Here is a 21,563-nt window from a genome sequence, read left to right as displayed (position 1 = left end):
CATCTCAAAAACGGGGTGGCGCAAGATCGTAAAGCGATCGCGCAAGTGTCAGAACGACGCCTAGTACCACGAAAGTGGATGTCAAACGGTGCAAAATGCATCAGAAAACAAAGGAAACTTGAATGTCTAGTATTCTGACAAATAACAGCGCAATGGTTGCGCTCAACACCCTCAAGAGTATCAACAACGACCTGCAGAAAACCCAATCGGAAATCTCCACAGGTAAATCTGTTGCATCTGCTAAAGATAATTCGGCGGTCTGGGCGATCTCTAAAGTTATGGAGTCCGACGTAAAGGGGTTTGAAGCGATCTCCGATAGCTTGGCATTGGGTGAGTCAACTGTCGCTGTTGCCCGAAATGGCTCGGAAACAGTTGCTGACCTTCTGACTGAAATCAAAGGTAAGATCACTGCTGCGCAGGAAGAGAACGTCAGCCGTGAAAAGATCCAAACAGACATCAATGCACTGACCGACCAGATTAAATCTGTTGTTGGTGCCGCCCAATTCAATGGGTTGAACCTGCTTAGCGGAACAGAAGATATCAATGTTCTGTCGTCTTTGGATCGTATTGGCGATGGCGATGTACGCGCTAGCGATATCACGGTTGCCCGCCAGGACCTCAGCACTGACGCTGGTAAGATCGGTAGCGGAGCATCGTTGAATGCCAACGGCGAGATTGGCGGCTCGACGGCGGCAACAACAGTCGTATCGGCTGCGAACACTGCTGAACTAACCTTTACAAATGGCGCAGACGGTGTCAGTGAGACTATTACAGTTGCTGGTGTGGAGTTGTCCTATACTGGTACAACTGGCGCGTTGGATGCGACAGATTTCGCGGCGTCTTTTGCTGGTCAAATTAATGCACTAGGGCTTGAAGGTGTTACGGCTTCTAACACCGCTGGTGTGCTTGAAATCAGTTCGACCCGCGCGTTTGAAGGGCTTGAGGTTACAGCGCCTGTGACTGCTGGCGGTGGTACAGTTAACATCACGGCCGTAAATGGCGCAGCACCAAGCGGTGATAACACGGCTACCGCTAGTACGATTGACCAACGTGCCGAGCAGATTGACTTCAGCACTGCTGCTGCTGTCGAAGAAGGCGACGGCTACGTTGTAACAATCGGCGCATCTTCCGTTCAATATATCGCTGGTAAGGGTGAAACCTTTGAGGATGTTGCACGTGGCTTGAAGACCGCAATCGACTCTGCTGGTTTTAAAGGTATCACAAGTGAGGTTGTAATCGATGATGAGACTGGTCAAGCCAGCCTGAAAGTCGATAACGACGGTACCCTTGGGGCGTCTCTGGCGTTTGATGTGAACGGAAATAAAGGCGGTGAAGCGTCAGGCGGTCTGTTCGGTTTGGATAAGATTGATGTCACATCGACAGCCGGTGCAAATGCTGCACTGGACAACATCGAGACGCTGATCAACAATGCCATTGATGCCTCTGCTTCCTTTGGTTCGGCGGAAGGTCGTATCGAGACTCAAGCGAACTTCATCAGCCAACTGACTGACTCCCTGAAGTCCGGTATCGGCGCACTTGTTGATGCGGATATGGAGGAAGCTTCTGCGCGTCTCCAAGCTCTGCAGGTACAACAGCAGCTTGGTGTGCAAGCACTTTCGATTGCGAACCAGGCTCCGCAGTCGATCCTGTCATTGTTCCGTTAAGCCTCCAAGATGGGGCGCCCATAGTGGCGCCCCGATTTCCCCCAATTTGATCCTCCGGAGGTTTCCCCATGAATATGTCGCCACAAACTCAAAGTAATTTCGCTCAGACAGGCTATGGTCAGAACTCGGTCCCGCTTCGTACAGATCGGGCAGTCGAGTATGATGCATTTGTCCGCGTAACCCGCGATTTACGCAGCGCTTGGGCAAACAAGGACAAGAACTTCCCAGCATTTGTTTCGGCTATTCACAATAATCGAAAGCTCTGGGTACTTCTTGCAACAAGCGTTGCGGATCATTCCAATCAGCTCTCTGCACCGTTGCGCGCCCAGATTTTCTATCTTGCTGAGTTCACTGAACAAAAGTCCCGAGCTATTCTACGGGACAAGGAAACTCCCGAAGTACTTATAGATCTCAATATGGCGATCATGCGCGGTCTTTCTGCAAAGGTTTCAAGCTGATGGGTGGTCTTGTTTTAAAGCTAAATCCGAAAGAGCGTGTCTTGGTGAATGGTGCCGTTATCGAAAATGGTGATCGCCGTGCCAAGCTGAACATCGTCACGCCGAATGCGAATATTCTTCGGCTTCGTGATGCCCTGCATCCAGAAGAGATCAACACACCAGTTCGTCGGGTTTGCTATATCATGCAGCTGATCCTCTCAGGTGACGTTATGCCGGAGGATGCAAATAATCAAGTTTTGCGAGGCTTGGAGCAGTTGAGCCAAGTTTTCAAGGACGCCGATAGCCGGTCATTATTGGCAGCGGCAACAGCACAAGCTCTTGAGGCGAATTACTATCCTGCTCTGAAGTCCTTGCGTGCGCTCCTCCCGCGGGAGGAACGCTTAATCGCGGCGGCACCTCAATGACCTTTCAGCCAGTAGTTCCTTTAGGTGGTCTTAACGGATGGATTTTCCTGCAAAGAACTGCCGAAGTACAGCAGGAGACTTACTCGAACAGTGGGTTGATCGCTCGGGAGACCGAAGATTTCAGAAGCCGGATTGGTGAAGTTCAAACCGCCGAGGCGCTTGTCGCCGACAGAATCTTATTGAAAGTGGCGCTTGGTGCTTTTGGCCTTAGCGAAGACATCGATAACAAGTTCTTTATTCAAACCGTCCTCTCGGAGGGTGCTACAGATGATGGCTCTCTCGCAAATAAACTTGCAGACAAACGATATCTTGAATTTGCGAAAGCATTTGGCTTCGGAGAAGAGCGTGCACCCCTCACAAGCGAGCCGGGATTTGCTGATACAATTGTGAATGCGTATGAAACTCGGAGCTTCGAAGAGGCAGTCGGAGAACAGGATGAAAATATGCGTTTGGCCTTGGGGCTAGAGCGCGAGCTTGGTACTATCGCAGAGCGCTCTGTATCAAATGATACGAAATGGTTCTCAATCATGGGGAATCCACCGCTACGTGCTGTATTCGAAACAACTTTCTCATTGCCCTCGTCTTTTGGAACACTACCGATTGATCAGCAACTTGAAACGCTTAAAGATCGGGCTCAGTCAATTCTTGGAAGTGACGATGTCAGTAATTTTTCCAACGAAGAGGCTTTAGATGATCTAACAAATAAATTCTTACTGAATGCGCAGGTTCAAGCTTTTCAAGCAGCTCAAGGTGGATCGGCTGCGTTGACACTTCTACAAAATATCCCACGCTTAAATCTCGTTTAGGCCTTCGCGGCGAGCGTTATTAGCGATTAGTCTTTGAAAAATGGAGCTCCAATGGAGGCCTTATTTTGCTATTGTGTGAGAATTGATCATGCTAGCTGCTCTACACATGATCTAAGGATGTCTAACTTAGACTAGCTAGGTCTTCGCTATCCGGAATGCACAAGTTTAAGCGTTCAAAGCAGGTGGATATAAGTTCTCCTTGATTTTGGATCAGAAAAGTTTCCAGCTTAGGTCTGGCCACGATTGCATCATCTATTGCTGGATCAGATCCGGCCGCGTAGAGGCCAGCTTGTATCATGACCTCCGCCTCTGCGAAGTCACCCATAAGCTTACGCGCAGACAAAAGAAGCCGGTTCTCATCATCGCTCGCAGCGCCGGGTAAGCTTCTTGAAACAGATCTCAGAACATCGATGGCCGGAAACCGTCCACGCTCGGCTATGCGACGATCTAGAACAATATGACCGTCCAATACACCGCGGATAATGTCAGCGACTGGTTCCTCCATATCAGAGCCGGCGACAAGAACGGAAAAGACGCCCGTAATGTATCCTGCTCCGACACAACCTGGTCCCGCTCGTTCGCAAAGCTCTGTTATTGCTTGGGTTGTTGATGGCGGGAAGCCACGGAGCGATGCAGCCTCTCCTGCAGATGCGGCGATCTCTCGATGGGCTTCCGCAAAACGGGTGACAGAGTCCGCAAGAAATAGTACATGATGCCCTTCGTCGCGAAAGTGTTCTGCAACCGCCATCGCGGTCCAGGCAACCCGCCGCCGCATCATCGCTGACTGATCCGATGTTGCGGCAACGACTACTGCACGTGACAGTCCTTCAGAGCCGAGGGTGTCCTCAATAAATTCCCGTAGTTCCCGGCCACGCTCCCCGATGAGGGCCAGCACCACAACATCGGCTTCAACGCCTTTGGCTAGGTTCGACAATAGAGTTGATTTGCCTACCCCTGATCCGGCGAAGAGGCCTAATCGTTGACCCTTGACGATTGGAAAAAACGTGTTGAATGCAGCAATACCCGTTTCTAACCGGCGCCCCAGTCGTGCGCGGTCTGCAGCTGCTGGTGGTTTTCCCCGAACAGAAGTCGATTTCCCACCCGGCAGCAACGGGCGATGATCAAGTGGCCTTGCAAATGGATCGATAACTCGACCGAGCCATGAGTGGTCAGGAGCGATTTGAGCGCCGCCAACAAGTGAGACCTCATCACCTATTGCAAAGCCTGATGTCCCGTCTTCAGCGAGAACCCGGATACCATCTGGTGCAAGCTCGATAACCTCTCCCATCATCTCTTTTGTATCGGACTGTTTGAGGCAAACCATATCGCCCAATCGTGCGAAGGGGCCTAATCCACTGATTTTCATAGAGTTTGAGTCACTCTCCAGAACTTTTCCAAATCTTATCGCACGTTTTTCAGCCTGTAAGCGCGTCATTAAGGGTGCGAAGTTGGTTATCGGCATCGGAACAATCCTTTTTAGTTCAATTACGGTTTTTAAAGGAATCAACCTTAAGGCTTGGTTGAAACCAATCGAGGGAGAAGCCCCGATGCTGAAATCGCTAGAGATATTCAAAACTGCGTCGGCAATGGCCCGGCATGCTGCCGGGCGTCAGGCAGTTGTTGCGCGCAACTTGGCGAACTCCGATACTCCTGGATATCAGGCGCAAGACGTCAAACCATTTAAAGAGATCGTTGGCTCCGGCGGCCCCCATCAAATGCGCGCAACGCGGGTCGGCCATATCGGTCATGACACGAACGTCGCTGCATCACAGGCGTTCACCGATACCACCTCTCAAACCTCGCCAAGTGGAAATTCGGTTTCCATCGAAAGCGAGATGCTCAAGTCCATCGAGGCAGAGCGCCAGCACTCTCGTGCGATCACTATTTATCAGACTTCACTTTCCATCCTGAAGACCAGCGTCGGTCGCGGTCGCTAGAGGTTTCCATGTCAGATTTGAGCCAATCCCTCGCACTTTCCGCCAGCGGCTTGAGAGCCCAGTCGGAGCGTCTTCGTGTCGTATCCGAAAACATGGCGAATACCGATACGCCAGGCTATCGCCGGAAGACTGTCTCCTTTGAACAGGTGATAAGTCCGACTGACGAAAATGGTCAAGTGAAGCCGGGCGACGTCCACCTTGATCGCACCGACTTGCCCAAACTTTACGATCCGTCCCATCCGATGGCTGACGAAACAGGCCACTATCTAGGGTCAAATGTCGACCTCATTATTGAGATCGCTGACGCGCGTGAAGCGCAACGCAGCTACGAAGCCAATCTCAAGATGTTCGAGCAGGCACGCAAGATGTCTTCTTCCCTTCTCGACCTTCTTCGCCGTTAAAATAGGAGTTCCAGAATGGACACCACATCAACTCTCGCCCTGCGCGCATATGATTCCTCAAAGCCCGCGACCCAACCGGATGCGATGACCGGTGAAGCCCAGATTGGTCGCGCCGCCGACGATTTTGCGAAGGTTCTACAAGAAGGTGAGGACACGGCCAAAGCTGCGATGGTCGGCGGCGCTGATCCGCATGCTTTGGTTGAAGCCCTTGCGCAAAGCGAGCTTGCAATCGAAACGGCCGTTAGTGTCCGGGACAAAGTTGTGCAGGCTTACCAGGAAATTCTGCGGATGCCAGTCTGATGCTTACAGAGGCTCAGTTCTTCGATGTGCTCCGTCAGGGGCTTTGGGTGTCGGTGATCATATCGGCCCCGGTCCTTGCGATTGCGTTGATCGTGGGCCTCACGATTGGGCTGTTTCAAGCGCTTACCTCCATTCAGGAGATGACACTTACCTTCGTTCCCAAAGTCGCGGCGATGTTGGGAGTTTTCTGGGTGTCCATGACATTCATGAGCCGGACGCTCACCAATTTCTGGGTTGAAGGCATCATTCCCTTGGTGGTCGGAGGATAAAGCATGGCCAATAGCGTATACGTCGCACTTACACGACAATCTGGTCTGATGAAGGAAATGCAGGTCGTGGCCAACAACGTCGCGAATGCTGCCACAACGGGATATCGCAGCGAAGGTGTCATATTCGCCGAGCACGTGAAAAGCGCGGGGCGGGATCAAGCGTCGATTTCTATGGCGTCTGCGGAAGGACATCGTACGGAGATGACGCAAGGTAAGCTGTCGCAAACAGGTGGCAAGTTTGATCTTGCGATCGAAGGCGAGGGGTTTTTCCAGATACAAACCCCTGCCGGAGTGCGTCTCACCCGTGCCGGCGCCTTTATCCCCACGCCGGAAGGCGATTTAGCGACCCCCGACGGATACCGGCTTCTGGATCAAGGCGGCGCGCCACTCTTCGTTCCGGCAGACGCAGGCGACATCGCGATTTCGTCCGACGGAACACTCAGCGCTGATGGCGCTGCGATTGCGCAAATCGGTTTGGTGCGTCCTGAAGACCCGACCGATCTGATCCGGGAAGACGGCGTGAGATTTCGAACCGAAGGGGAATTGATCCCCGTTGAAGACACCAGAATATTGCAAGGCTTTCTAGAAGGTTCGAACGTCGATCCAGTCGGGGAAATTGCGAGAATGATACAGGTTCAGCGGGCTTACGAAATGGGCCAGGCGTTCCTCGAGCGCGAAGATGAACGCCTGCGTTCCGTCGCCAGCCTAATTACCAAATAACAAGGAGATCGAGTAATGAGAGCGCTTCAAATCGCAGCGACCGGGATGTCAGCCCAGCAAACGCGGGTGGAGGTCATTTCCAACAACCTCGCGAACATGTCGACGACCGGTTACAACACCCGCCGGGCTGAATTTGCCGATCTTCATTATCAGCAGAAAACCCGCGCAGGATCAATCAACGCATCTGATGGCACCGTCGTGCCCGCAGGCGTGCAACTTGGGCTTGGCGTTCGGCCAACTGCGGTCACTGTCAATGTAGCGCAAGGCGCGTTGTCCCAAACCGGCGGCGATCTTGACGTCGCTATTGAAGGGCGCGGATACCTAGAGGTCACCTTGCCGTCTGGCATTTCAGCCTACACCCGCGACGGCGGTCTGAAACGAACGGGAGACGGACAAGTCGTTACGTCAGATGGCTATCCCATCGTTCCAGATATTACGATTGCGGAAGACGTACGATCCATCTCAATCAACGCCGACGGAGAAGTTTATGGCTACTTCGCAGATCGGGTTGAGCCAGAACTCTTAGGTCAATTGACGCTTGCCGGGTTTTCGAATGAAAAAGGCCTGGAGGCGATCGGCAGCAACCTGTTTGTAGAAACCGGCGCGTCAGGCGCTGCACTTGTTGCAGAACCGGGCACAAACGGTCTCGGCGTCTTCCGTCATGGATATCTTGAGGATTCCTCGGTTGATGCCGTACGCGAGATTACAGAGCTGATTGAGGCTCAGCGCGGATATGAACTGAATGCGAAGGTCATCACCGCCGCTGATCAGATGCTTGGCGCGACGACTCAGATCCGATGATCATAATGCGTGTGATCCTCTTGCTGACTGCGGTCGTCGCATCCTTCTGGGGCGCCGCTACGTTGGCCGACACTGTCGTGCCCACGCGAACGATCCGCGCGAACACAGTTATTACGGCAGCCGATCTAAAGCTGATCCCGGAAACCATATTGGGTATGGTGGAAGACATTGGTGTTGTGGCCGGAAGCGAAGCACGCACGAACCTTTATGTCGGTCGGCCAATCCGTCCCTCGGATATCGGTCCACCGGCGATCGTCGAGCGGAATCAAGTCATTACAATCATCTATCTCAAAGGCGGTTTAAGCATCGCTACGGAAGGTCGGGCCCTTGACCGCGGCGGCGTCGGGGATCGCCTCAAGGTGATGAACCTCGCCTCCAGAAATACCGTTTTTGGGCGTGTTGATCAGAGCGGCGCCGTGCGCGTCGGAAACTGAAGGAAAGATCATGGATAAACGAGTTTTCTGGAGCGGCCTTCTCGCGCTTTCGCTTTCGACTGGTGGTTGCGCGCGCCTTGCGGACGTCGGAAAGGCGCCCGACTTCAAGCCCACTGCGAACGGAGATGAACGATTTGCCATGATGCGGACACCTGTGCCGAACGCCGCGGACGTCCCTGAGCCGACAGCCGAAGCATCGCTTTGGCGGGCTGGGCGTTATTCGCTTCTTGGCAATCAAAGGGCGCAGCAGGTTGGTGATATCCTAACTGTCGTCATCGAGATCGACGAACGGGCCGAGATTTCCAACAGTACTTCGCGGTCCCGTAGCGGTTCGGAAAGCTTGGGCATTCCGTCGTTCTTCGGCATTCCTCAGCGGGTAAATGAGCGCCTGCCGGAAGGCGCAACACTTGGCGATGCGGTATCGGCGGATTCTTCCAGCTCGTCATCGGGTGACGGATCGGTTCGCCGGAAGGAGAAATTTTCCATGCGGATTGCAGCGACAGTCACCGATGTCTTGCAAAATGGCGTTCTGACGATCCAAGGATCGCAGGAGGTACGTGTAAACTATGAACTCAGGGAACTATTGGTCGCCGGCTATGTGCGGCCAGCCGATATTTCCCGGCAGAACGAAATTACGTACGACAAAATCGCAGCGGCGCGGATTTCCTATGGCGGACGTGGGCAAATCTCCGACGTTCAGCAGCCGCGCATTGGTCAGCAGGTCGCTGATATACTGCTCCCATTTTAGGTGAACCCGTGAAAAAGCTTCTCATTCCAATATTCATTTTCCTTGGTCTCGGTGCAGGTGTTGGTGGCGGCATGGTGCTTCGCCCGCCGCCGTCCCCGGATGAAGTGGCGAAGAAAGAAGAAATGGCAAAAGCGGCGGCCGAAGAGGCCGCAAAAGCTGATATCGCTTTTGTCAAAATGAACAACCAATTCATCGTCCCGATCGTCAGAGGAGAGAGAGTCAGCTCTCTTGTCGTTCTCTCCCTTAGTCTGCAAACGAACGCGAATTCGACCGAGGCGCTTTACAAGAAAGAACCGAAGCTGCGTGATGCATTTCTGAGGGTGCTGTTCGATCACTCTTATAGTGGTGGTTTCAATGGCGCGTTCGCATCCAGCCCTTCTCTGGATACACTTCGCAGATCTCTTCTTGAGGCCGCTCACACTGTGGCAGACGAGATGATTACGGATATCCTGATTACAGATTTTGTACGACAGGACGCATAAAGGCTGTCTACTTCGTCATCTTCTGTGCGACGACGCGACTAAATGCATGATGGCGGCCGAATGATGTCTTTAGCTCGGCCTCGACCATCCCGCGGTCTGCCATCGCTGCCGCAAGAGTGATCATCAGCTTCGCCTTCTTACCATCCACCCATTTTCGATGTTTTGCAGCTTGCCCCTGGGAAAACGGGTCTGACGGATCAATCACGACTCGCGCGATTTCTAGTTCAAGGGTCGCCAGTTCTTCTTTTATGCGCTCTACCTTTGCGTTGGCTTTTGCGAGTGCGCTTTGATCTTTCAGCATCACGGCTTCCAGAACGGTCTTAAGCTTGTCAGCACGCGCATACTTCATCAGCGATTTCTCCGTGCTTTGGCGCGAATACCCTCGGCAAATCTGATGGCTGCAGCCACTGCTTGATAGTGATCCGGTTCAATCGCGCGCCCCAGATCAAGCGTTGCATGAAGGGCCCGGGCGGTCGGTGGGTCACTGAAAATCGGAACCTCGGCATCGTTTGCAACCTCCCTGATCCGCGCAGCAATTTCATCAACACCTTTCGCGACGCAAATAGGCGCGTTGCCCGACATCTTGTCCCACTTAAGTGCGACAGCATAATGTGTCGGGTTCACGATGATGACGTCGGCTGTCGGGACATCTGACAGCATCTTGTTCATGGCAATGTCGTAGGCTCGCTGGCGCCGTTGTTGTTTGAACTGCGGATCGCCGTCAGATTCCTTTGCCTCGTCTTTCATATCCTTCATTGACATGCGGTTTTTGCGGATATGCTGTGCGTGCTGCCAAAGATAGTCGATGCCGCCGATCGCCAGCGTCATGACGAAGACGATCATCAAGAACTCGACAAGTATTGATCCCATGGCCAGAACGATTTGCCCGGCTGTCTTTGCTGTCGAAGTCACGAGCTGGTCGAGCTTGCCCAAGAGAAAAAATACCAAAAGAGCGCAGGCCAAAACCAGCTTCGTTGCCGATTTGCCAAATTCAAATATGCCTTTTGCGCCGAACTTGTTCTTCGCGCCTTCAATCGGTGAAATCCTGTTCAGTTTCGGTGCCAGCTTGTCCGGCGCGAAAATTATAGCGCGCTGTCCGAAAAGGGCGATGATAACCAAGAGTGCCGGAAGCCCAAAGAGCGGAAGCGTCACCCCGGCCATCGTCCAGACCAGGCCACCCATCAGCCACGGCCCGCCGCTTTGTAAGGTTTGTTCGGCAACATCGTCTGCGTTGGCAAGCAATTCCGCCAAGGCGCCTGAGAACGTCATAACCCCTTCTAGTCCGAGCAGCATCAAAGCGGCAACGAAACCGAACAAGGATGCAGCCGCATTCAGGTCAATGGATTTCGGAACCTCGCCACGCTTTCGCGCATCTTCAAGCTTTTTGGGCGTCGGGTCGTGGGTCTTCTCTGTGTCGTCATCACTTGTCATCAGAAGGCTGTTCCCATCAGATCCGAGCCTTCGACAAAGGCCCTAAGCCAGACAGTCAAAAGAAACGGCGACGAAATCAGCAGCATTACAAGGCTGCCGAAGCTGATCGCGGGCGCGCCGACGAAAGACACCATGAGCTGCGGCATCGCGCGGTTAAGCACACCCAGAGTCAAATTGTAGATTACTGAGATCAGGATAAAGGGTCCGGCAAGTGTGAAGCCGAGCGAGAAGGCGTAGGCCGCTTTGCCAACGCCCCATTCCGATAGATCCGTGCTTGGGATCGCCCGCCCGACCGGAAAGACATCGTAAGACAAGATAATCGCTTCGACGACGCGAAGATGCAGATCAGCCATTACAGCGAGGCAGAGCCCTGAAATGACCAATAATGTGCTAAAGGCCGGTTGAGGCTCGGCCCCCATACCAGCGCCAAAAATTTGCGACAGGGACGTCGATTGTCCAGCGACAGATCCTGCGATTTGCAGGGTAATCACGAAAAACCGAAACAGAAGGCCAAGGGCAAGTCCGGCGATCACTTCGGGCCACAGAAGACTTAGCCATAGCTCCGGATCAAACACAGCCTGATATTTGGACCAGACGACGGGCGCCACGATAATACTGAACGCCATTGTTGCACCCAGCTTGATACGGGCAGGAACGGCCTGCTCACCAAATGCTGGCAAAAGGGCCATGATCGCGCCGATGCGCATCACGATCAGTGCAAAGATCCAGATGGTCTCGTTCGCCTGCCCCGATAATTGGCTAAGCAGGCCCATCATGCAGCGACAAGGCCTACAACCGCCGGTTTTGCATCGCGCGCGATCTCTTCGAAGGACAAGACCGGGGCTGCGATACCTTTAGATGACAGAACTGCATGCAAAAAACGTCTGCGCCGGGTAGAGGTGATAATGGCCGGGAAGACGCCGTTCTCGCCAGCCTTAGAGATTTTTTCAGAAATGCTCCGTGTCAGGCGGTTAAAATCTTCCGGGGGTAAGGCCACGTCGGCGCCTTGCATGTCCCCGTCGAGCTGGTACTTCACAAAAAGCTCTTCCCAGTCCGGGGACAGCTGTATCAGAGGCAGGGAACCGTCCGCCCGACGATACTCAGCGACCAATTGGAACCCCAAACGCTGCCGCACATGCTCGCAGATGCCTTCTGCTGTTCCGTAGGTATTGCGACCCTCCGCCGTGGCCTCAATAATCAGCGCGATGTTTCTGATGGAGACTTGTTCATCCAGGAGCAGACGCAGCACTTGCAGCAGCGTATCCATCGAGACCTTTTCCGGGATCATCTCATCCAGAAGGCGCTTGTTGGCATCGCCGCGTTTCTTGTCGGACAGATTCACAAATTCATCGAGTAGCCGCCGGAGAGCCCGCATTGTTAGCAGGCGCGACATGTTGTTTTTGATGATCTCAAGCAAATGCGTTGCTAGAATTTCCGCCGGGGTGACGACTGTGCACCCTTCCATCGCCGCGTTTTCCTGAGCGGATGGATTGATCCATTTTGCAGGCGCGCCGTACACAGGTTCTTCGACGCGATCCCCTTCGATCTGGATATCTGTTCCCGCCGGCAAAAGCGCCAAGATGGCGTCCGGCTTCAACTGGGCTTCGACCTGATCCACGCCGTGAATGCGAATGCGATACATCCCATGCCCCAAGGTTGCGTCGTCAGTCAGTCGGACTTCGGGTAAGACAAGCCCAAAGCTGGTCGCGACGTGGTTTCGCATATTTGTGATGCGGGCTTCTAGACCCGTCGCGGGATCCAAAGCCATTGGAACAAGGTCCGGCGCGAATTGCACATGAATCTCATCCAGATCCAAAATGTCGCCCATCGATTTTTGGGGTATCGCAGGCAGTTGCTCCGCTTCTTCCTCGATCTCAGGTTCCGCAGGTGCTTTCCGCGACACATGCCAAGCGCAGGCCAGCAATGCGATCGCTCCGACGACAAATGGCAGGAACGGGAGACCAGGGACGAGCGCGAAGAAGAACATCAAAACGCCGACGGTCGCCAAAGCGGCCGGATAACGTCCCAGTTGCGCGGAAAGGGCGTTGTCCGTTGTGCCGGTCGCACCGCCGCGGGCAAGCAAAAGTGCAGATGCGATTGAGATGATGACGGCCGGGATTTGCGTAACAAGTCCGTCACCCACCGTCAGGATCGCATAGGTCTCGAACGCGCGCCCGATCGGCATACCATGCAGCGCAACCCCTATCACCAGACCCATCACAAGATTCAGAAGGGTGATCAGAAGGCCCGCGACTGCGTCGCCCTTCACGAATTTCGACGCACCGTCCAATGATCCAAAAAATGTGGTCTCGGCTTGTTCGCGTTCGCGCCGAGCCTTGGCTTCTGCGTGGTCGATTGCTCCCGCTGACATATCACTGTCGATTGCCAATTGTTTTCCGGGCATCGCGTCAAGAGCGAAGCGCGCGCCGACCTCGGCCATTCTCGCCGCGCCTTTGTTGATGACGATGAAATTGACGATAAGCAGAACCGAAAACACGACGAGGCCCAAAAAGACACTGCCGCCCATGATGAACATCGCGAAGCCTTCGATCACGTCACCGGCTGCGGAGGTGCCAGTATGTCCTTCTCCGATGATCAATTTTGTTGAAGAGACGTTCAGGGACAGGCGTAACATGAGCGACGCCAGAAGGATGGTCGGAAACGCCGAAAAGTCGAGCGGCCTGTCAAGAAACAAAGTGATCGTAAAGATGAGGATGGCCAATCCAAAGGATGCGGCCAGCCCGATATCCAGTATCCACGCAGGCATGGGCAGGATCATCATGACTATGATCGACATCAAAGCGAGGGCAAGCAGAACCGTGGGCTGAAAGATATTTCTGATCGAGAGGTTCTTCATCGATCTTGCCCCCACAGACTGGCTGCTCCGGCCTGGTGCTTCCGGCGATTTGATGACTGGAACAGAGAGCTAGTTGTTCCGATTTGCGTGGCCAACGATTGTGGGGTCGTGTTTGATCTTTCGCCGCCTAGTCTTTTCAGGACCTTTGCAACCTTGGCACGGTAGAGTTTTGCGTGGCGTTCAGTTTGAGAATGGTACCTGCCTGCCGCGAGCAACCAGTTGCCTGTTTCTGCATGCAGCTCCTTTAGAAACCTCGCAGCATAATCAGCGTTTGCATTTGGCAAAAACATCTGGCCGACAGACGCAAAGTGCTGCCCATGCCACCGATAATTTATCTGAAAGCAGCCGATATCGACCGAATCTTTGCCACCCCTAACCAGTGCTTCGACGAATGTCCTGGCGCTGTGGCCGCTCTCAAAGCGAAATCCTTGGTCGGCTACGTTTACCGCCCAAGGATCCGGCCGATCTTGGCGCGCTGTCTCGACCCGTGTGATTGCGCGCATGAGGTTCAGCGGGACGCCGTGCTGTGTCGATGCTACTTCAGCCGCGGCGTCGCATGTTGGTGTGGTGGCATTCGCCGTATGGAAAGGAGTGAGTCCCCCAATCAAAACGCAAATGTATGCGAACCATAATTTAACCGGCACTAGGGGCCATTTCATATCTTCACCAGCAATTCTTGCTTCATGAGAAGTGCTAAGGTGAAGATGTTGAAAAAGTATGAGCGCGGGCAGGCTTAGCTACCATCCGGCGCCAAGAGTTCTTGCAAAGCTGCGCGGTCTTCGCGACTGGTATCGATCATGTTTCGCGCCTGTTTTAAAGGGGCTTCACCATCGGTGTCTGTTCTAGCGGTGCTGATAATGCGCCCTGCAATATCTGCTCTGATGTCTTCACCAAGTACCTGTCCCCATTGTGCCGTCCGCCATGCCAATTCGGCGCGTTCTTCGGCGGTATCGACGTCTGGTGCGTTTTCCAGCCAAGCCTCTTGTGTACGACCCAACTGAATTTGGACATTGGCACGAAGCCGCCGCGCTTCGGCGATTGCCAGACCCTCCACTGCGCGCAGAGCGTCCTCCCGCTGTTTCTGAATTTTCAAGGCCTTTGCACGTAACAGTTTAGATGCATCGCTATCTGATGTTGTAGCCAATACAAGCGTTGCCGTATCCGGCAAGCCGCGGGTCAAAAGCCGCTCGGCCCAGCGGATCTTTATCTCGTCATCGAGGCGGGGCAAAATGCTCGCTTGGTCGAACTGCAATGCCGTGCGTACAAGATCTTCGCTCTCTGCAGATGCCACGACGTCCTGTGCCAGACTTGCTGCAATCAAGTCGTTTTGGAAGGCCGCCGTGTCTTTTGAGAAGATCGCGTAGGCTGCAGAAAAATCACTATTCTGCGACAAGGCCCTGATTTGCAGGTTCCGCAATGTATCGGCAGTCGGCGTGCCGTGCAATTCGTGAACAAAAGATGCAGCTAGGTCAATAAAACGAATTTCGACGGGTGTCCCGGCGGCCAATGCATCGTCCAGGTAATCGATCAAAGCATCAGGCGAAGAAGGATCATTTGCGGCAACCATTGCGAGGGCGTTCACTTTCGGATCGTTGCTTTCCAGCGGGTCTTTTAAAGACCGCGCGCGGTCGACGGTGTTCTGAATGATCTCTGCGGTGAGAATTTCGTTTGCTTCCTTGAGGGCACTGATCAGCGCTGGCCCGATCAACACGCGAAGATGTGTAGGAAGACGAACGAACTCCCCTACAGCATTCTGTGTCTGATCGACGGTTAGGGTGGAGTTGTCAGACACCAGAAGGCTCCACAGCCCGACGGGGCCGGCGCAATCCTGCATTTGCATGAGGGGATGTGTAGCAGCTAATTCATCGCTTTGTTGTATGCTGGAAAGTGCCCTTATGGCGTCGATTTTTGGGGAGGACAGCCCAAATGCGCGTGCCGTACCCATCGCCTCCAGTGTCATTCCATAATAAAGGTACGTCCGCGCCAGCTGAACCACTGCGGTTTCATCAACACGGTCAAATTCCCCCATCACGGTGCGCCTGAAGCTTGCGAGCTCCACACTTAATCCATTCCCCTCAGTCCACGCTGCGATGTCGTAATCATCGGTGTCGTAGCACGCAATTTCACGTGATTGGGTCAGTTCAGAGATACGTTCAACGGCTCTCTCAATCGCGTTTGTGACCCGCAGACGTTTTTTCTTTATGGTCGGAGCGGTAACTGGCTCCGTCTTTGGCGGCAAAGTTGGCGATGAGATCTCGGGTGTATCAGGGATTAGACTTTCCAAAGGCTCCTTAACGTCTAGAAGTTGCCGAGATGCCGCGACACTTAGATTCTCAAGCAGACCCTTTCGAAAGTTTTCCAGGGTTTCTGCCTTCGTTGGAGAAATTTGGGTTGGCTGGATCGCCGGTGACTCCTGCTGAATGCGCGGTTTATCCAAAACGGACCGGGCATCGGCTGCCGCTTGGCGTGTGATTGGCGTTTCTGGTGTCTTCGCCTGCTTCGGCTTTCCGTCCCGTACGTCCAGTATGAGATGCCCTGTTGTCAGCATTTCGCTTTCCACATCGCAATCACAGGCCAGATCCAAGACAAGATCACCGTCATCGACCTTTGCACCCGTGATGCGCGTCTTTGGAATGAAGGTGAAGACATTCGAAATATCAAAGCCATCAACACCCCGTCCAGGATCGATCCGAACCTCACGCCCATTTGTGTTTACGGTCCACGGATCCGTAGCGCGCAGATAGAGGACGATGCGGCTGAAATTAGCATGCTCGCCCGACTTGATGGTAACTGGCGCTGCCTGTACTGCGCCGATGGAGGCGATTGTCGACAGAGCTACTGCTGCAAACCGTTTCATGCGGCGGCCTGCTTTGCTTCCTTGAGCGCGTTTTCGAGTTCCGAGAATGATGGCCTCAGATGACCGGGTGTGTTTTGGCGACCGACCTCGATGCAGATATTGATCGAATGCTCATGAAGATTTGCGACCAGCACCTCGCGGATCAGCCCGTGAAAATGGGCTTCGTCTTCCACCACGGATTTCACTTTGACCGCAAATGGCCCAACAAACCCATAGGCAAGAAACACACCAAGAAATGTACCAACCAAGGCGCCACCGATCAATTTCCCAAGAATCTCAGGGGGTTGATCGATAGATCCCATCGTCTTAATCACGCCGAGCACGGCGGCGACGATACCAAGCGCGGGAAGACCGTCCGCGATCGTCTGAAGCGCATGACTGGAATGCAGCGCGTGATGAACGTTCGCTTCCATTCTTTTTTCCAAGACATCTTCGACCTGATGCGGATCGTCATAGTTCATGGATGCGGACCTGAGGGTATCGCAAATTAAATCGACCGTTTCCTGATCCGCCTGTATCTTGGGGTACCGACCGAATACTGGAGAGTCCGCCGGTGCTTCGATATGGACTTCAAGATCGACCGGATTGCGGCGGGCGATCCGAATGAGCTCGAAGAGAAGGCAGAGCAAATCCTGATAGTCGCTCGATTGCCATTTCGGTCCCTTAAATACCTTTCCGATGTCTTTTAGCGTATGTTTCACGCCGCCAATATCGTTGCTTATTATGAAGGCACCGGTGGCTGCACCACCAATCATGGTGAGCTCGAACGGAAGAGATTTCAGGATAATCCCCATCTTTCCGCCTGCCGCCAGATATCCGCCAAATACCATGACGAAAACGATAACCATACCTACAATGCCGATCATGAGGTTTACTCTCCGGTTAAAGTGCTTTGACGCTAGTTCTTGGGTGCATTTGCGTTGCGGCCAGCCAAGACGACGCTGATCGCATAGGCGTGCTCGGATGAGAGCCCAGCCATGATCCCGGCGGCCGCATCAGGTCGCATTTGCCCGAGAAAACCAGCAGCAAAATCTGGTGTCATTTGTTCAAATAGAGGCGCAGCTGTCTTCGGCTTCATCGTCTCATAGACACGCGTCAACTGATCGATATCTCCCGATGATGCGCCTTCGACTTGCGCGACAGTCGCGCTCAGCTTCTGTTCTGCCTGCTCAAGGCGCGCCAGATTCTGATCGATGAGCTGCTTGGCCGCCGCAAGCTTTTGCTCTTTTTCCTGGAGTTGCTTTTCGATTTCGTCGAGTTGCTTCGTGCGGTTTTCGACCAGATCGAACATCTCTGCCAAGTGGCCGTCATCGTTGCAGGTCGAGGATCCAGTATCCGCTGAGGCGACGGGTTGCGGCTGATCTCGCGCAATTGCTGCGCCGATTGTGCCAAGCCTTATGAAGCCGGATGCCAAGAGCAATCCAATGATTGTCAGAAGTACAGTTCGGGGGGCGGCGTGTGTCGTCATGGCCATCACCGCCCGCCTGCGCCGCGCAGCGGATTACGAAGAAATACTGTGACGTCTTCAGATTCCGGCGTCGTATCTTCGACGTCCTCGTCGTTCTCATCCGCGTCAACCACCTCTTCGGCGATCTGACCGGCGTCTTCCTCGTCCGACAAATCATGGAGTGCTGAAATCAAAACCTCGAGCTTTCCTGCCACGCTTTCGGCGCGTTGAGTCATCGTTTCTAGGTTTGAAGACGACGAAGAGGCTGTGTTTTGGGCCTCGCCAAGAACCTTTGTCATCTGATCGACCTGCTGTGACATCACTGCGATAGCGCCGCCAAGATCCTGATCCAGTGCCTTCAGCTTGGACAGCTTTCGCGACAGAATGAGGCAGTAAAACGCCGCTGCCAGCGCGCCCGCCCCCAAGAAGATATCTGCGAAAAAATCCATTTATGTGTTCCTCAGCTGAAGACGAATTCGGTGATTAGAAGATCGCGGACATATCCTTCGCCGGTCACGAGCTGGACCCGACGCAGCATCTGAGCCCGAAGGCGGATCAAGGCGGCGGGGTCTTCCAGTTCGGTAATATCCACCGCGCGTAGGTAGCCATTCAGAATGTCCAGAATGCGGGGCATCAGATGAGACACGTCGGCGGTATATGCCGGATCAACTTCAAGCTGTGCATTGAAACGAAGCTGTTGGCGGTTTCCGGTACCAAGAGAGATGATCATCGGATCAATGGGCACAAATGAAACGACAGGGCTTTCGTTCTTTACTGGCGCATGATCAGCCACGTCCGTTTTTGGGCCTAGGATCATCCCAGAATAGGTTGCATAAAATGCACCGGATCCCAGTCCAAAGGCCAGGATTAGCCCTATAAGAAAGCCTTTTTTGCCGCCCTTCGGAACCTCTGGGCTCTGGTCTGTTTCTTCGTCGGACATTCGAATCTCTCACAAAGTTCACTTTTTGTGCTATACCCGCCAAGGCACTAACCGATTGTTAAGGCTGATCCCCCAGATTGCAGAAAGCGGAGTCAGAACGACACTGCGTTCAGCAAGAGGTTTGGCGTGCAAAAAGTTGCTCATGTGTGGAATGGTCTGGATCTGAGCCGTCAGATTATCGCAGGTCTTTCAGCAATAATCGTTATTTTGGGCGTTTTTTCCTTAATCAAAATGGCCGCTCAGCCGAACATGCGGCTGCTTTATAGCGGTCTGTCGCCATCTGCTGCAGGCGAGGTCGTCGCCGCACTCGATTCGCAGGCGGTTGCCTATGATGTCCGCGGCGATGCGATTTTTGTAGATGGAAGTATGCGCGATCAACTTCGATTGACGCTCGCCAGCGAAGGGCTGCCAGCAAATAGCGTCGAAGGTTACGAGCTTCTGGATAACCTTTCCGGTTTCGGAACAACGTCGCAAATGTTCGATGCGGCCTATCTGCGCGCAAAAGAGGGCGAATTGGCCCGGACAATTCTTGCGAACCCACAGATCACTGCAGCCCGCGTGCATATAGCCCAAGCTGATCAAAGCCCGTTCCGCCGTAGTAGTGGCTCGACCGCGTCTGTTTCTGTTCGCGGCACTGGGCGAGACATTTCAACGTCAACCGCGAATGGCATCCGCTTCCTTATTGCTTCTGCTGTATCAGGTTTGGATCCAGAGAATGTCTCGGTTATCAACGCAGATCGTGGCGTCGTGATTACCGATGGGGATACGGAGACGCCGAGTACACTGGCGGCTGGCCGCGCGGAACAACTCAAGCAAAATGTAGAGCGGCTGATTTCTGCACGTGTCGGCGCAGGCCGCGCCGTCGTCGAGGTGAATGTCGATACATTGACTGAGGATGAGACCCTGCGTGAGCGCATTATCAATCCGGACGATCGTGTCGCAATCAGCTCTGACACGACCGAAAGTTCATCAAGATCGAACAATCAGGAAGGCGGTGACGTCACTGTGGCCAGCAACCTTCCTGACGGTGCGGGCGGTGGCAGCGATCAATCCTCCAGTGAGCAAAACGACACGCGTGAGATTGTGAACTACGAAGTCTCTGAAACAACGCGCGAGACGCGTCGCATTGCCGGTGGGATCAAGCGTGTGACTGTTGCGGTGCTTGTAGACGGAAATGCGGTCGAACAAGAAGACGGCGCGCAAGTTTTCGAACCGCGGTCCGCCGAAGAACTCAAGGTTCTGGAGGATCTTGTGAAGTCGGTTGTTGGTTTCGATGCAGAGCGGGGCGATGAAGTGACCATCCGGTCCATGCAGTTGGAAGACCCGCCCGTTCTGGTAACCGAGGAGGGGCCCGGTTGGGTAAGCAGTCAGCCCCTTGATGTCATGAGTATTGCGCGGCTTGGCACAACAGCCCTTGTTGTTCTGGCGCTTGGTATTTTTGTGCTGCGTCCCATTCTCAGCTCAGCAAAACAACTTCAAGCGCCAGCCGAACCGAACCTGATTGGCGGATCCGGGGGTGCGCTTCCGACACCGGCACTGACCGGCGAAGTGACCAATGCCTCCGGCACAGGATCGCAGGCGCCGGCTGATCTACCCGGATTGCCAGACCTTCCGGAACTGGGATCACCTTCGTCATTTGAAGACGACCCGGTGGAACGTCTGAAGGCGCTCATCGACGAAAAGCAAGACGAGACCGTTGAGGTCTTGAAGAACTGGATTGAAACACCACAGGAGCCGGCAGAATGAGTAAGATCGCGTTTTTCGAGGACTTTGCTAACCCGGCAACGTCAGAGTTTTCACCGACATCGCAATCGGCGGCCCCCGACCCAGAAGCTCTGAGGGACGCCCACGATAACGGTTATCGAATTGGCTACCAAGACGGCGCGCAGTCGACGCAAAGTGAGCAAGATAAGCTTCGCTCCGACATCTCCACCGCGCTGCAAGAAACGAGCTTCACCTATTTCGAGGCGCGCCAGCATGTCTTGAAATCCATGCGCCCGCTGCTTGAGGTGATGGTCGGAATGGTCCTACCGGAAATCGCCAAACCCCACGTGGCGAACCGCGTCGTCGAAGAGATCATAGCAATTGCGGGCAAGATTGAAGCTCCTCTCAAACTGCTTTGCGCACCCGATGCGGAGGATGAGTTGAGATCAGCTATCGAAAAAAGTGTCTCCTTCCCGGTTGAGCTTATCGCTGAGGAAACGCTGGATGCGTCACAGGTCATCGTCAAATACGATGGCGGCGAAACGGTTGTTGATACTGATGCATTGCTTGCTCAGGTGTCTGCATCTCTGTCCGAGTTCTTCGTTGCAGCGGATGAGGAGGACCGGCTCCATGCCTGATCAAGCAACCGGTAAAGATGACGTTCTTCAAGGCGTTAACGTTGAACTGAAGGTTAGTGTCGGGACCGCACGACCAACTGTGAAAGATTTGTTGTCATTGCAGGCTGATGCGGTATTGCCGCTCGACAAGACACTCGAAGATCCGGTTGAATTGTTTATCGGAGACAGATTGATCGGTCGCGGGCACCTTGAGGAAGCAGAGGGTGATGTCGAAGGGCGGCTTGCGGTTCGCATAACTGCGCTTGGCGATCCCGTCTGAGCAACT

Annotated in this window: 26 protein-coding genes; 16 read left to right on the top strand and 10 right to left on the bottom strand. The window is 53.9% G+C overall.

Annotation, left to right across the window (positions count from 1 at the left end):
• Positions 1-122 precede the first annotated feature (122 nt).
• From KIN_RS07375 to KIN_RS07360, 4 genes are all read left to right on the top strand, one after another.
• Positions 123-1,664, top strand: coding sequence for a flagellin N-terminal helical domain-containing protein (locus tag KIN_RS07375; protein ID WP_159805589.1), 1,542 nt, complete (start codon positions 123-125; stop codon positions 1,662-1,664).
• Positions 1,665-1,732: 68 nt separating this feature from the next.
• Entirely contained in the window at positions 1,733-2,122 is a 390-nt protein-coding gene (gene flaF, locus KIN_RS07370) for a flagellar biosynthesis regulator FlaF (protein ID WP_243144856.1), read from the top strand.
• Positions 2,122-2,526 (top strand): flagellar biosynthesis repressor FlbT, encoded by a 405-nt coding sequence (flbT, locus tag KIN_RS07365; RefSeq protein WP_159805587.1) that lies wholly within the window; start codon positions 2,122-2,124, stop codon positions 2,524-2,526. The genes flaF and flbT overlap by 1 nt, the downstream gene beginning before the upstream one ends.
• Positions 2,523-3,332, top strand: coding sequence for a DUF1217 domain-containing protein (locus KIN_RS07360; protein ID WP_159805585.1), 810 nt, complete (start codon positions 2,523-2,525; stop codon positions 3,330-3,332). Before flbT ends, KIN_RS07360 begins: the two co-directional genes overlap by 4 nt.
• 121 nt (positions 3,333-3,453) lie before the next feature.
• On the opposite strand, the gene KIN_RS07355 is transcribed toward KIN_RS07360, so the two are convergent.
• Positions 3,454-4,767 (bottom strand): FliI/YscN family ATPase, encoded by a 1,314-nt coding sequence (locus tag KIN_RS07355; RefSeq protein ID WP_159807876.1) that lies wholly within the window; start codon positions 4,765-4,767, stop codon positions 3,454-3,456.
• 112 nt (positions 4,768-4,879) lie between these two features.
• Between KIN_RS07355 and KIN_RS07350 the strand changes: the two genes are divergently transcribed.
• From KIN_RS07350 to KIN_RS07310, 9 genes are read left to right on the top strand one after another with little or no spacing between them, the layout of a single operon-like run.
• Positions 4,880-5,269, top strand: a complete 390-nt coding sequence (locus KIN_RS07350) for a FlgB family protein (RefSeq protein WP_159805583.1) — start codon at positions 4,880-4,882, stop codon at positions 5,267-5,269.
• A gap of 8 nt (positions 5,270-5,277) precedes the next feature.
• On the top strand, positions 5,278-5,670 hold the full coding sequence (gene flgC / locus KIN_RS07345; RefSeq protein WP_159805581.1) for a flagellar basal body rod protein FlgC: 393 nt from the start codon (positions 5,278-5,280) through the stop codon (positions 5,668-5,670).
• Positions 5,671-5,685: 15 nt separating this feature from the next.
• Positions 5,686-5,970, top strand: coding sequence for a flagellar hook-basal body complex protein FliE (gene fliE, locus KIN_RS07340; RefSeq protein WP_159805579.1), 285 nt, complete (start codon positions 5,686-5,688; stop codon positions 5,968-5,970).
• Positions 5,970-6,239, top strand: a complete 270-nt coding sequence (locus KIN_RS07335) for a flagellar biosynthetic protein FliQ (protein WP_159805577.1) — start codon at positions 5,970-5,972, stop codon at positions 6,237-6,239. The genes fliE and KIN_RS07335 overlap by 1 nt, the downstream gene beginning before the upstream one ends.
• 3 nt (positions 6,240-6,242) lie before the next feature.
• Entirely contained in the window at positions 6,243-6,959 is a 717-nt protein-coding gene (locus KIN_RS07330) for a flagellar hook-basal body complex protein (RefSeq protein ID WP_159805575.1), read from the top strand.
• 15 nt (positions 6,960-6,974) lie between these two features.
• Positions 6,975-7,760 carry a flagellar basal-body rod protein FlgG gene (flgG, locus tag KIN_RS07325; protein WP_159805573.1) on the top strand — a complete coding sequence of 262 codons (786 nt, stop codon included), beginning with the start codon at positions 6,975-6,977 and terminating at the stop codon, positions 7,758-7,760.
• 5 nt (positions 7,761-7,765) lie between these two features.
• Positions 7,766-8,194: a flagellar basal body P-ring formation chaperone FlgA gene (gene flgA / locus KIN_RS07320; protein ID WP_159807875.1), complete on the top strand. Its 429-nt coding sequence runs from the start codon at positions 7,766-7,768 to the stop codon at positions 8,192-8,194.
• Between the two features lie 10 nt (positions 8,195-8,204).
• Positions 8,205-8,942 (top strand): flagellar basal body L-ring protein FlgH, encoded by a 738-nt coding sequence (gene flgH, locus KIN_RS07315; protein WP_159805571.1) that lies wholly within the window; start codon positions 8,205-8,207, stop codon positions 8,940-8,942.
• A gap of 8 nt (positions 8,943-8,950) precedes the next feature.
• On the top strand, positions 8,951-9,424 hold the full coding sequence (locus KIN_RS07310) for a flagellar basal body-associated FliL family protein (RefSeq protein ID WP_159805569.1): 474 nt from the start codon (positions 8,951-8,953) through the stop codon (positions 9,422-9,424).
• 7 nt (positions 9,425-9,431) lie between these two features.
• Here the strand turns inward: KIN_RS07310 and KIN_RS07305 are convergent, their stop codons facing one another.
• From KIN_RS07305 to KIN_RS07260, 9 genes are all read right to left on the bottom strand, one after another.
• Positions 9,432-9,773 carry a hypothetical protein gene (locus tag KIN_RS07305; protein WP_159805567.1) on the bottom strand — a complete coding sequence of 114 codons (342 nt, stop codon included), beginning with the start codon at positions 9,771-9,773 and terminating at the stop codon, positions 9,432-9,434.
• A complete protein-coding gene (locus KIN_RS07300; RefSeq protein ID WP_159805565.1) occupies positions 9,773-10,855 on the bottom strand; it encodes an EscU/YscU/HrcU family type III secretion system export apparatus switch protein in 1,083 nt (360 codons plus the stop codon). The genes KIN_RS07305 and KIN_RS07300 overlap by 1 nt, the downstream gene beginning before the upstream one ends.
• Complete coding sequence (locus KIN_RS07295) at positions 10,855-11,631, bottom strand: flagellar biosynthetic protein FliR (RefSeq protein WP_243144854.1); 777 nt, start codon at positions 11,629-11,631, stop codon at positions 10,855-10,857. Before KIN_RS07295 ends, KIN_RS07300 begins: the two co-directional genes overlap by 1 nt.
• Positions 11,628-13,712, bottom strand: a complete 2,085-nt coding sequence (gene flhA, locus KIN_RS07290) for a flagellar biosynthesis protein FlhA (protein WP_159805563.1) — start codon at positions 13,710-13,712, stop codon at positions 11,628-11,630. The genes KIN_RS07295 and flhA overlap by 4 nt, the downstream gene beginning before the upstream one ends.
• A gap of 733 nt (positions 13,713-14,445) precedes the next feature.
• Complete coding sequence (locus tag KIN_RS07280) at positions 14,446-16,569, bottom strand: type 1 periplasmic-binding domain-containing protein (protein ID WP_159805559.1); 2,124 nt, start codon at positions 16,567-16,569, stop codon at positions 14,446-14,448.
• Entirely contained in the window at positions 16,566-17,435 is an 870-nt protein-coding gene (motA, locus tag KIN_RS07275) for a flagellar motor stator protein MotA (protein WP_159805557.1), read from the bottom strand. Before motA ends, KIN_RS07280 begins: the two co-directional genes overlap by 4 nt.
• A 32-nt stretch (positions 17,436-17,467) precedes the next feature.
• Positions 17,468-18,043: a MotE family protein gene (locus tag KIN_RS07270; RefSeq protein ID WP_159805555.1), complete on the bottom strand. Its 576-nt coding sequence runs from the start codon at positions 18,041-18,043 to the stop codon at positions 17,468-17,470.
• Positions 18,043-18,465 carry a hypothetical protein gene (locus tag KIN_RS07265; protein ID WP_159805553.1) on the bottom strand — a complete coding sequence of 141 codons (423 nt, stop codon included), beginning with the start codon at positions 18,463-18,465 and terminating at the stop codon, positions 18,043-18,045. The genes KIN_RS07270 and KIN_RS07265 overlap by 1 nt, the downstream gene beginning before the upstream one ends.
• Positions 18,466-18,476: 11 nt before the next feature.
• A complete protein-coding gene (locus KIN_RS07260) occupies positions 18,477-18,956 on the bottom strand; it encodes a flagellar basal body-associated FliL family protein (protein WP_159805551.1) in 480 nt (159 codons plus the stop codon).
• Between the two features lie 126 nt (positions 18,957-19,082).
• Between KIN_RS07260 and fliF the strand changes: the two genes are divergently transcribed.
• The 3 genes from fliF to KIN_RS07245 are packed head-to-tail and all read left to right on the top strand — an operon-like array spanning position 19,083 to position 21,557.
• Positions 19,083-20,702, top strand: coding sequence for a flagellar basal-body MS-ring/collar protein FliF (fliF, locus tag KIN_RS07255; RefSeq protein WP_159805549.1), 1,620 nt, complete (start codon positions 19,083-19,085; stop codon positions 20,700-20,702).
• Positions 20,699-21,298, top strand: coding sequence for a FliH/SctL family protein (locus tag KIN_RS07250; protein ID WP_159805547.1), 600 nt, complete (start codon positions 20,699-20,701; stop codon positions 21,296-21,298). The genes fliF and KIN_RS07250 overlap by 4 nt, the downstream gene beginning before the upstream one ends.
• Complete coding sequence (locus tag KIN_RS07245) at positions 21,291-21,557, top strand: FliM/FliN family flagellar motor switch protein (protein ID WP_159805545.1); 267 nt, start codon at positions 21,291-21,293, stop codon at positions 21,555-21,557. The genes KIN_RS07250 and KIN_RS07245 overlap by 8 nt, the downstream gene beginning before the upstream one ends.
• Positions 21,558-21,563 lie beyond the last annotated feature (6 nt).

This window comes from Litoreibacter roseus, assembly GCF_009811795.1.
Classification (GTDB): domain Bacteria; phylum Pseudomonadota; class Alphaproteobacteria; order Rhodobacterales; family Rhodobacteraceae; genus Litoreibacter; species Litoreibacter roseus.
Note: the sequence above shows the minus strand (reverse complement) of the source record. Positions and strands in the feature narration are given on the sequence as shown.